The organism is Phycisphaerae bacterium (assembly GCA_012729815.1).
Classification (GTDB): Bacteria; Planctomycetota; Phycisphaerae; order JAAYCJ01; family JAAYCJ01; genus JAAYCJ01.
Genome location: JAAYCJ010000041.1, coordinates 1 through 11,169, shown reverse-complemented (window position 1 = coordinate 11,169; position 11,169 = coordinate 1). Strand labels below are relative to the sequence as shown.

10 protein-coding genes are annotated in these 11,169 nt (G+C 62.8%); 7 read left to right on the top strand and 3 right to left on the bottom strand.

Annotated features, from left to right (window positions below; all coding sequences use genetic code 11):
* Positions 1-62: 62 nt before the first annotated feature.
* The 5 genes from GXY33_03175 (at position 63) to GXY33_03155 (ending at position 3,909) form a co-directional block, all read left to right on the top strand.
* Positions 63-479, top strand: a complete 417-nt coding sequence (locus GXY33_03175) for a hypothetical protein (GenBank protein NLX04129.1) — start codon at positions 63-65, stop codon at positions 477-479.
* A gap of 14 nt (positions 480-493) precedes the next feature.
* Positions 494-1,309, top strand: coding sequence for a hypothetical protein (locus tag GXY33_03170; protein NLX04128.1), 816 nt, complete (start codon positions 494-496; stop codon positions 1,307-1,309).
* Positions 1,310-1,344: 35 nt separating this feature from the next.
* Positions 1,345-2,166, top strand: a complete 822-nt coding sequence (locus GXY33_03165; protein ID NLX04127.1) for a TatD family hydrolase — start codon at positions 1,345-1,347, stop codon at positions 2,164-2,166.
* A gap of 57 nt (positions 2,167-2,223) precedes the next feature.
* Entirely contained in the window at positions 2,224-2,946 is a 723-nt protein-coding gene (locus tag GXY33_03160; protein ID NLX04126.1) for a tRNA threonylcarbamoyladenosine dehydratase, read from the top strand.
* A gap of 90 nt (positions 2,947-3,036) precedes the next feature.
* Entirely contained in the window at positions 3,037-3,909 is an 873-nt protein-coding gene (locus GXY33_03155; GenBank protein NLX04125.1) for a sugar phosphate isomerase/epimerase, read from the top strand.
* A gap of 12 nt (positions 3,910-3,921) precedes the next feature.
* On the opposite strand, the gene GXY33_03150 is transcribed toward GXY33_03155, so the two are convergent.
* The 3 genes from GXY33_03150 to GXY33_03140 form a co-directional block, all read right to left on the bottom strand.
* On the bottom strand, positions 3,922-4,920 hold the full coding sequence (locus GXY33_03150; protein NLX04124.1) for a hypothetical protein: 999 nt from the start codon (positions 4,918-4,920) through the stop codon (positions 3,922-3,924).
* A gap of 39 nt (positions 4,921-4,959) precedes the next feature.
* The gene (locus GXY33_03145) at positions 4,960-8,616 is read right to left on the bottom strand and encodes a glycoside hydrolase family 2 (GenBank protein NLX04123.1); all 3,657 of its coding nucleotides are present in this window, start codon (positions 8,614-8,616) and stop codon (positions 4,960-4,962) included.
* 65 nt (positions 8,617-8,681) lie between these two features.
* Complete coding sequence (locus GXY33_03140; GenBank protein NLX04122.1) at positions 8,682-9,398, bottom strand: DUF1559 domain-containing protein; 717 nt, start codon at positions 9,396-9,398, stop codon at positions 8,682-8,684.
* 193 nt (positions 9,399-9,591) lie between these two features.
* Between GXY33_03140 and GXY33_03135 the strand changes: the two genes are divergently transcribed.
* A complete protein-coding gene (locus tag GXY33_03135) occupies positions 9,592-10,464 on the top strand; it encodes an AraC family transcriptional regulator (GenBank protein NLX04121.1) in 873 nt (290 codons plus the stop codon).
* Positions 10,465-10,576: 112 nt separating this feature from the next.
* Positions 10,577-11,169: hypothetical protein (locus GXY33_03130; GenBank protein ID NLX04120.1), on the top strand; the 593-nt coding region annotated here is incomplete at its 3' end.

The window sequence follows — 11,169 nt, the reverse complement described above, 5'->3', positions numbered from 1 at the left end:
GGCTCGGCGAGACCTGGGTCGTGGTCGGCAGCTACGACGGACCGGAAGCATGGATTCCCTCGGTGATGGCTCGGAGGCGCAGCTCCACCGCCCCGCTCGCCTCAACGTTCGTCGGCGTGTTCGAGCCATACGAGAACCGGTCGCGCATCCGCCGGATCAGGCGGCTTGATCTGCGGACCTCGACCGGCAGGCCGGCCGGCGACACGCACGTGGCCCTCGAAGTGCAACTGGCCGATGGCCGGCGCGATCTGCTGGTCGCCGTCGACGTGGAGGATCCGCTGGGAACACTGCCGGGTGACCGCACCGTCGTCGAACCGTCGCTCGGTCTGCGGTTCGACGGCCGGCTGGCCTGGGTGCGTCTGGACGCCCAAAACGCCGTACGCCATGCGACGATGCACGGCGGCTCGCTTCGTCTGGGCGGTTTTGTTCTGCAAAGCACAACAGACGAAGACTTCGTTGAAACCGACGTTGAGGGATGAACCGGAACTCGTTCATGAAAATCAAGACCTGGTACTACCGGCATTTCGACGCGGACTTTGGTTTGGACGTGCCGGCTGAGGGATACGGCGGATGGAAGTCGGCGGAGTTGCCGATCGACCCGCGCCACACCGCCCTGGTCGTGATGCACGCATGGGACTCCGGGACGCGCGAGCAGTTCCCCGGCTGGCATCGCTTCGTCGAGTACATGCCCCGCGCCGAACGCATCGTCCGTGAGGTCTTTCCGCCCTTGCTGGCGGCGGTTCGGCGGTCGCCGATTCCGCTGTTCCACGTGGTCGGCGGCGGCGATTACTACAAGTCCTGTCCCGGCTATCGGCGGGCGGTGGAACTGGCCGGCCCCGAATTGCCCGAACCGCCGCGGATGGCGTTCGATCCGATCGTCCAAGCCCTCAGTGCTTTTCGGCACGAACACGTATCGCCCGGCGTCCACAACGCCGACGATATCCAGCGAGGCTTCGCCCGGCTGGACTTTCCCGAGCCGGCCCGTCCGGTCGGCGACGAAGGCGTGGCGGAAAACGCCCACCAGCTTTTCGCCCTCTGCCGGCATCACGAGGTCACCCACCTGGTCTACGTCGGCTTCGCCATCAACTGGTGCCTGCTGCTTTCGCCCGGCGGCATGGCCGACATGAGCCGCAGAGGCCTGATGTGCTCGGCCATCCGCCAGGCCGTCACCGCCGTGGAGAACAAGGAAACCGCGAGAGACGAGCTGTGCAAGCAGATCGCCCTTTGGCGGGTCGCCCTGGCCTTCGGGTTTGTCTACGATCTCGACGATTTCCTTGCGATGCTCGGGTCGCCCGGATCCGGCGATTGATCGCAGGCCGCTCGGGGAATACACTTGCGGTTGACATGAACGCCAAGCCGCGATTACTGCTGGACGCCCACGTGCATCTCCAGAACGAGTCGTTTGGCGACGACCTGGACGAGGTGCTGTGCCGCGCGGCGGAGGCGGGCGTGCGGTATCTGCTGTGCAACGGCAGCAGCGAGGAGGACTGGCCGTCGGTGCTCGATCTGTCGCAGCGATACCCTGCGATCATCCCCAGTCTCGGTCTGCACCCCTGGTACATGGCGCAGCGCAGCGACCGTTGGCTTGCCACGCTTGAGAACCTGGTCCGCTCGGTTCCCTGCGGCGTGGGCGAAATCGGCTTGGATCACTGGCAGACGCCTCGCGACGACGCGGCCCAGGAAGAAGTCTTCGCAGCCCAACTCAACCTGGCTCGCCATCTCAAACGGCCGGCGACGATCCATTGCCTTCGAGCCTGGGGCCGGCTGATCGAGATCCTCGATAGCCAGCCGCCGCTGCCCGCTGGGTTTTTGCTGCACGCCTACAGCGGCCCGGCCGAGTTGATCGAACGGCTGGTCGAGCGGAATGCGTGGTTTTCCTTCTCCGCGAACATCCTTCATGAGAACCACAAGCGCGTCCGGCAGACCATCGCGTGCGTCCCTGCCGATCGGCTGATGCTCGAGAGCGACGCCCCGTTCATGCCTCCGCCGCAGGATCGCTGCCCCGACTCCTTTCGGCGGTCCGGCGAAAATATCCGCAATGAACCGGCGATCCTGCCGCTCGTGTTGGCTGAGGCGGCCCGACTCCGCAGTCAACCGCCGGAGGAATTGGCCGCAGCTCTGTCCGACAACGCCCGACGATTCCTCAGCGTCCTGATCGAGAGGTAGCCCAGCGTGTCGCACGACCACGAGCCGATCCCCGAACAGTTTTCCCGTCTGGCCGCCATGATCGGACCAGAGGCCTTCCGCATCCTCCAGCGGAGTTTCGTCGCGGTGGCGGGCCTTGGCGCGGTCGGCAGCTACGCCGTCGAGGCGCTCGCCCGGGCCGGCGTGGGACGGCTGCGTCTGATCGACTGCGACGTGGTCCGGCCGAGCAACATCAACCGTCAGCTCTACGCCCTCAACTCCACCGTCGGCCAAAGCAAATGCCGGCTCGCCGCCCAGCGCGTGCTGGATATCAACCCGGCCTGCCGGGTCGAGGCTCGGGAGCTCTTCGTCCACACCGACACGCTCGACCGCGTGCTCGACGGTCCGCCGGACCTGGTGATCGACGCCATCGATTCGCTTAATCCCAAGGTCCACCTGCTGATTGAAGCCGTAAAACGCAACGTGCCGGTCCTCTCAGCGATGGGTGCGGCTCTGCGGACCGATCCCGCGGCGGTGCGGGTCGGGCCGCTGGCGGCAGTCACGCACTGCCCGCTCGCCGCCAAGGTCCGCAAGCGCCTCCGCCAGCGCGGGGTGCCGACCGATGTGCCGTGCATCTACTCCACCGAACCGGTCGATCCGATCCCGCTGGCACAGCCGGAGGAACAGGAGCATCACGCCCAAGGCCGCCCGCGCCCCGCCCTGCCAAGCCTGCCCACCCTCACCGGCATCTTCGGCCTGACCGCCGCCAACGCCGCGTTGCGGATGCTCCTGGGCGAACGTTTCCCAGGCACCGCACCGTAGCTGCGATGTTCGAGTCGCCCTCGTCACGAAAGGCGAGACATCGGCCCAGAAAAGGGTACAATAGCTTCAGGGATGGTCGGAGGGAGAACCATGCGGATAGGGCTCAAACTGGACATCGACTTTGCGGCGAACCCGTTCTACCGCCGATTGTACGGATCGTGCAACGTGCCCGTCTTTCTGCGGTCGCTGGGTTTTCACGGCATCGAGACGCCGGTCGGACCGGAGACCTCGGAGGCCGACGTCCTGGACCATGCACGGATCTGCAGCCAAGCGGGGCTCGCCGTCTCGCTGCACCCGTACACCGAGGCCGCACCACAGAATCCCGGCGGCTTTGAGGACAAAGCCGGCAACGTCTGTCGCGACTACTTCGAGCGGCTGTTCGAGTTGTCCGACGAGATCGCACGGATGCAGCGGTCAGCGGTGGTCGTCAACGTCCATTCGGCCGCCGGGCCCAAGTCGGTCCCAAGATCGCACCTGGTCGAACGCTCCATCGCGTTCTTCGATTGGGCGAGGTCGTTCACCCAAAGCCACTATCCCAACGCTCAGCCGGTCGCCGAACTCCAGATCGCGCCAAATCCCGATGAGGACATGATGCGGATCGGCGACAGCTACGACGAGCTCCTGGCGGTCGTTCGGCAAAGCGGAACGCCGGCGTGCCTGGACCTCGGCCATGCGGCCATGAACATCCAGCGGTTCGGCGGCCCGCTCGAACCGCCCGCTGCCCTGCTGCGGCAAGTCGTCCACGTCCATTGCCACGACGTGAACGGCGAAGACCATCTGCCGCTTTCGCCGGGCGACCGACCGTGGCGAAAGCTACTGAACCTCCTGATCCAAGCCGGTTTTGACCAGACGATCATCCTGGAAGTCCCGCCCGCAAACTTCCTGAAACACAGCGGCCTCGATGCCCTCACACGTTCGATTGAACTTCTGAAAGAGGCTTCAGGCCGCTCCTCCGGTACGTGATTCCTGAGGGAGCTACTGCGATTCTGCTTGCTGACCCGTAAACAGCCTCTCCATCGCATCAGCCGCCATCGCGGTTTCGACAAACATCAGAGTTCCCCTGTAGCTCGCGCCTTGAGGCAGCGGATTGCCGAACAAATCGCGGATTTCCAGACCTTCCGCGACTGGAAGCCGGTACGCCGCGCAACCCGGCCGCCCCGAGATCACCGCCACCGTGCGATCCCGGCCGACAAAGACAAACGCGTAGATCCCATCGCCCAGTTCCACCGCCTTGAGAAACTCCCGGCCCTCCAGGTGCTGCGCCAGGTTCGCATGCGCCGCCAGCGACGGATGCGGATAGCGGCCGAGATTCCATCCGGCCTGAAGACCGAGCGGCAGGCGGCTGTTGCGGAAGAAGTTCCTCGCCGTCTTGTCCGGCCGCGGATACGCCGCCGCCACCTCTTCCGGCGTGCTGAGCTTCTCAAGCCGAACCCGCGACACGTCCACCACGCCGGACCCGCAAGGGGCCAAAAACAGCCCAAGCGATTCGCCCGTCTTGTGGTTCAATCGAAAAACCCAACTCTTCTCGACCCACTCGGCGGACCATCCCAACTGCCGCTCGTAGCGATAGTGGTACGGCGCCGGACCCATGCGAACGCCCAACGACAGCGGACCGGTGGACCGGTTGCGGGCGCGAAGGATCAGCCGGTAGTGCTCGCCGTCAGCCATCGGCGGCAGCCCGACCATCAACTGCGGATTGCCCGACGGGTCGATCCTGGCGATGGTCAGCCGAAGGAAGCTCGTGCCATCCTCCGCGACCACCTGCGACTGGATATCCGACTTGGACCAGCCGACGTAGCTGTCGGTCCACCCTTCCGGCAGGACGCCTCTGAACGACCCAGCGGCCTGGTTGTTCCTCTCCACCGTGCTCTGGCCGAAATCCGCATCCAGCAGGACCTCGACACCGCGCGCACCGCCGTGGAGCATGAAAAACGCTGCGGCGACAACCAGAACGGCTTTGAAGATTCGAGCCATTTGCTTCTCCATGTAATCAAGGCGACGTGACCTGCTCACCTAATCCGCTTCGCCGGTCATCGCCACCAGGAACGGCACGCATGCCGGCGTATTGTTGAAGTTGATGCCGCCGTCTCCACAGCCGGCGGAGACAAAATCCATACTCACAATCTTCTTTTCGGGATGAGGATTCGTCCACTCAGCGACGAAGACCCCGACATCCTGCCCAAGGCCGTTAACGCCGGTGATCCCGATCCACGCCTCCGGCATGTCGCGGCAGTTCCACCAGTCTCCGATGTTGCGCCCCTCGACGAGCGGACAGTCCGCGGACTGACCGTCCTCGTAATGAAACCGGTATCGCCCCGCCTCGCCGCCCGTGCCCCATGCGTATCCGTGCAGAAAGAAAAACCGCTTGAACTTCCCGCCGATCTTGATGCCACAAATCGCCGCCGGAAACTTCGGCCGCTCCGCCCCGCGCAGGATCAACGCCCCCTTGCCGTTGTTGGTGGCAGGATCGATAACGTCAAACACGATCTTCCCGACGTACACCCGTCCGTGCGGCATCATTCGAAAATCGTTCTCCGACCCCTGCCCGGTCCAGCCTTCGGGTCCGCCCTTGTCCGATTCGTCGGCAAAATCGCGATTGGCGTACGGTCGAAGATCGATCGGCGTCAACCGAACCGAGTCGGCAACCTGACCCCGGTCGCTGACCTCGACCAGAGGCTGAACGTTATCATAGAGCGGCCCGCGCCCGGCCATGTAGTTCACCACATTGGCCAGGTACGTCGTCGCCACGCTGTCCTTGCCCCACAGTCGGACCGCATCCAGTTGCGAAGCGAAGATCCGCCCCTCCCCATACTTCGCCTCCATCACCGCCATCCCCACGCCCGGCCTCGCCAACAGCGGCCCCCGAACCGCCACGGCGTTCAGCGAAAATGGCGACAGCACGAACTGAACGGCATAGCCTCTCTCCTCATCCTCCCACGTGTCGAAGCACTCCTGATTGAGCGATCGGAAGACCGGATGCTCCGGAATCACCAGATCGACGAACGTGTTCCCGGGCGGCACAACGCGATACCCGCTGAGCACCGGCGCCACACCCGCCCCCTGCTCCAGTATCAAGAGCCGCCCCCCCTGCCGCACCCGTTCCAGCAAAGCGCCCTCATCGACCGGCGACCGTTGGTCCCGCGGAATAGCCGGAACAACCAGCAGATCGAAGTCGACGAACGGTCCCTCGAGGCCATCGACGATCCGCGGCGTCACCCCCATCGATCTCAGAACGGCCGCTGTGGCCTCGACGTCGTTGTTCGGTCCGCAATCCAGAACTGCCGTCGTACGGGGAGCGGCAATCGGCCGGGCCATGACCTCCGCGCTCTGTGCAAAAATCTCGTGGAAGTTCCTGCTGATCTGCCGGTCCCCCGCCCACAATGTCACCCGAAGCTGGCCGTGCTCCGCCGCCGGCAGTTCGGGCAGTCTGAAATCGACCTTCCCCAGATGTTGAGACCACGCCTTCACGTCGGGGACCGGGATTTCCGTGAGCGTTTCCACCGTCCCGTCCTCACGGGCCAGCGAAAGCTCCCCTCGCAAACCCTCAAGATCGCTGTTGGTGCTGTTGACGACAAAGAGAGTTCGCGTGTACGCCCGGCCCCAGAAAAGATGCCGCGGAGGAAGATAAGCCTCATTCCGCAACCCGCAGTACACCGGCTGATTCCAGATCGTCGCCTCCGCCAGACCCGGATTGCTGAACCACGGAGCGAAGCCCTGAATATCCAAATTCTGGCGAATCAAACCCAAAATCCGCCGGCCATATGGAGCCTCTCCGGCGCACACCCCTTTCTTCAACGCCGTATCCAGTCCCAATGTCCCCGCCAGCCCGATCCCGTAATGTTCACCCCAATTGCTGATATCCTCTTTCTTCACATACCAGGCATAGTCATAAATGTCGTTAAGCTTAAACGCCTCATTTCGATGCCAGCCCCATGAAAAACCCACACATTCCCATATAATATAAGGCATGGCGAGTTCTTGTTCATTCTTAGCGTACGTCCGCGCCAGCCGGCGATAATGGTTATCAAACGATGAATTCCACCTGGTCCACGGATGACCCGCCATGCCCAGATAATCATGCAGATCGACAAAATCCGTATTGAGCTTCGCCGTCCCGAAAGCACCTTGCGAAGCCGATGCGGAAAAACTCCCCGCCGGCCGCTTCTGCCGGTCCAGACCGTGAATCAAATCCACCTGCCGGTCGAGTTGCCGTTTCACCGCCGGACTCGTCGAATGCGTCACCTCGTTCCCGCCGCTCCACATCACCACCGAAGGATGATTGTGGTCCCGATACACCCATTCCGTCAGTTCCTGATCGTTCCGCCGGGCAAATTCTTTTTCCTCGATCACGGTAGTAAACGCCCACCCCCACTCGTCATACACCAGCATCCCCAGTTCGTCCGCCAGATCATAAAACATCGGAAGCGCCGGCATGTGCGCGGTCCGCAGGATATTGTAACCAAGCGATTTGTACCCGCAGATATCCTTGGCCATCCGGCTCTCTTCTTCCTCGCGCGTTTGTCCCCGCCCTCCGAATGCCATCACCGGCAAGTTCTCCCCGAAAAGATAAATCCGCTCCCCGTTCAAATGAAAATTCTTCCCCTTCGCCTTGAACTCCCGGAACCCAAACCGCTCCGATCTCGCGCAGAGCACCTTGCCGTCGGCCCCGCGAAGATAGATGCTCAGGTAATACAAATGCGGATCGTCCGGGGTCCATCGGACGGGATCGTTCAGCTTGACGAAGCCGCGCAGGAGACTCTCCCCCGGAACAGCCGTCATTGCGGGAAATTCGACGGACGAGCAGACCGGCTCTCTGGAGTCGCGCAGCGCACTCGAGACAACCGCCGCCGGCCGACAGTCGAGTCCCTCCGCGGTGTGATTGAAAATCTGTGCCTCAACCCCAATCCCTCCCTCGCTCAAGTCCGGGCTGATCAACACCCTGCCCACCCGCACCTCCGGCTCCAGCCGCAGTTCCGCCTCCTGCCAGAGTCCCGCTTTAATGTCGTTCCTGGCCCACTGCGAACCGTAGGTCCGGACGGCGGGACTGACGCCGAAGTCGCTGACCACGCGGATCGCCAGCGTGTTCTCGCCCGGCCGAACCCACGGCGTGATGTCCACGTCCCACGGCACGAAATCGCCGTGATGGCCCCCCGCCTCCTCGCCGTTGACGAAAAGCCTCGCCTCGTAGCCGATCACGCCGAAATGGAGGATCGCCCGCCGCCCAGCCAGATCGCCCGCCGTCAGCACCAGCGTCCGCCGATAGCACCCTTTGAAATAGCGGCCCGCAAACTCGTTCGGCGATTGGTACGCCTGGGGATACTGAACGTACCAGTTCAGCGGTACCGCGATGTGGTCCCACCCGCTGTCGTCAAAGCCCGGCTGATAGCTCGCAACATCCAGCCCTTCGTCGTCCGGCGTATCCGCGTTGACCACGCCGGAAAACCTCCACTGCCGATCGTTGAGCGAACGAATCTCGACGAACTCGCTCGGAACGAGCGGTCCGCCGTCCACCGTGGTCAGCCGGACCTGGTCCGGCTGAATCCAGTAATCCTTCTCACGAACGGGAACCGGCCGGCGTTCCGGCAGATACGGTGGAATCTCCGGCAACGCTTCGCCGGCCAGGACAACGAGCCCAAAGAGGGCGAGTGCAATTCTCCAGCCTGATTTCATACTCACTCCTCACGCAAAGGTCAGCGTTCGATTCACAGCGGCCATCAAACAGGCGAAGCATCCGGCTAACGGTCGAAATGACCCCAGATATCATTCGCGTTATCGACCAGATCCCAATACTCCACGCCCGCCACGTGCCCATCCGCGAACAGGACGTTGGTCTGGTTGTGCCGTTGCGAGATCATCTCACCCGTCGCCCCAGGACCCCAGTAGTGTGTCGCGCCCGGCGTAACGGGACACAGCGCGTAATACGGGTAGCCCCATCCAAACGAACTGTGATAGGACCTCAGGTCCGTGACCTCGACAAACGAAAGCACCGAACTCGCCCGAAAAAGTGAACTCCGCGTCACCGGCCGAAGGTTGACACTCATCCAGTCTATATTCGTAAAGTGCACGTGAAGGTGATTGACGCCATACCCGCCTCCTCTGGCCTGCTTCACCCACCACCCATCCATCTGTTCCGGCAACGACGGACACGTCCACGCCCCAACTGGAGCCAGATATCCCAGATTCGCCAGCAGAGTATGGGCTTCATAGAAAGGGCCGCTGACCTGATCGAACGTCAGGCAACTGGGAACCAGAATATCGTTGTGACTGTCCGCGTAGAGGTTCACCGCCAACCCGACCTGCTTCAGGTTGCTGGCACACTGGATCGCCCGCCCCTGCTCGCGGGCTGTGGCCAACGCCGGCAGCAACAGCGAAACCAGCACGGCGATGATCGCCACCACCACCAAAAGCTCGATCAGCGTAAAGGCTAACCCGGCTGGCGTTCGTGTCTTCATGCGCAGTCTCTCCTGCTTCTTCTGCTCCCTCGCCACTTGATTTCCGCAAGCATCATTTATATAGATATCCCAAGCGAGCATTGAAACTTGCATTCATATGACATCTTCCATATCTTATACCACAAATACAGGCTCAAATCTTGCGTCCATATGATTTCGTTTGCACTTATTTGATCTCCGGCTGGAGCCGACGATGGCGGATACCCCAGTGAAGACCGAGCAGTACCGCGAGCTGGCCGGCTACGGACTGACCTTCGTCCAGTCCGAACGGCCCTGGCGCTACCCCTGGCACACCCACACCTTCTATAGCGAACTGATGCTGGTGACCCACGGCCAGGTCGTCCAGACCCTCAACGATCGCCGCGTGGGCTCGAAGGCCGGCGACCTGTTGCTGATCCGCCCAAAGGACGTTCACGATATCGCCGGCCAAGGCATCGCGTACTACAACCTCATGTTCAGCGACGACAAGCTGGAGCAGATCGAGAAGATTTGCGGCCAGACGGGCATCCGCACTCGCCTCCTGAACCCGAAAATGCCGCCGACGGTCTCGCTGCGCGGCGAGGAACTCGACCGCGTCGCCAGAGGTTTCAACGACGCCCTACTCGCCACCGATCCGACCCAGCGGCTGGTGAGCCTGCCGAGGATCTTCTTCGAAATCATCCTCGACCATTTCGTCTTTCCGTTCACCGACCGTCCGCAGGCCAACACCATGCCGGCCTGGCTGATCCAGACGATCCGGCAGGTCGAACTGAATCCTGACAAGACGGTCTCGGTGCCGGACATCGTGGCCATGTCCGGCGTCTCGCCCGAGCACGTCTCGCGAACCTTCAGGAAGTTCCTCGGAATGACCCCGTCCACCTACATTGCCAAGCAGCGTCTCCAGCAGGCCTGCCGCCTGCTCAGCGGGACCAACCGCAAGCTCCTGGACATCTGCTATCAGGTCGGCTTCGACAACCTCAGCTACTTCTGCAACCTCTTCCGCAGGGAATACGGCATGAGCCCGGGCCGGTACCGGAACCAGTACAGCATCCTCCAGCGCCGGCCCGACACCCCGCCCGAGCCCTGACCCGATCATCCGTTTTTCGGCATTGCATATTCGATATCCCCTGCTACCATCAGGCGCGATACGGCTCTCGCGGGAGCCGTCGGACACGGCTGACCGATACGGAGACAGACCCGTGGCGGACAAGAACGCCTCGCACGCACTTCCGGAAAGCGATCCCTTCGACCTTCGCCTGGCCTGGATGTGGGACCACTCGATCAACTGGATTCCGCGGGCCTGGGGCGAGCAGAACACCGGGGCCTCCAACCCCTATACCAAGCGACCAGCCGCCTTCCTGGCCGACCACGTCCGCATGATCGACTTCCTGGCCGACAACGGCTTTGACGCGGCGTGCGTGGTCGGCCTGTTCCGTGACGCCCACGGCGGCGAGGACTACGCCCGCCGGCTGATCGACCACGGCCGGTCCAAAGGCGTTGATGTGTTTCCCATGGTCGGCCTGTACGCCTACGGCGGAGTCTACTACGAGGGCGACCACAAATACTGCCTCGATACCTTCCTCCGCGAGCATCCCGACTGCATCGCCGTCGACGAAAAGGGCGAACCGAGAACCAAACCGCTGGGTCTCTTCGGGCCCAAAACCGTCCTGCACGCCTGCCCCTCCAAGCCCGAGGTGCTCGCCTTCGTAGCCGAAAGCGTCCGCTGGGCGTTCGAGACGTTTGACCTTGCCGGCATGGAGATCGAAACCAGCGACCTGGGCGTCTGCCAGTG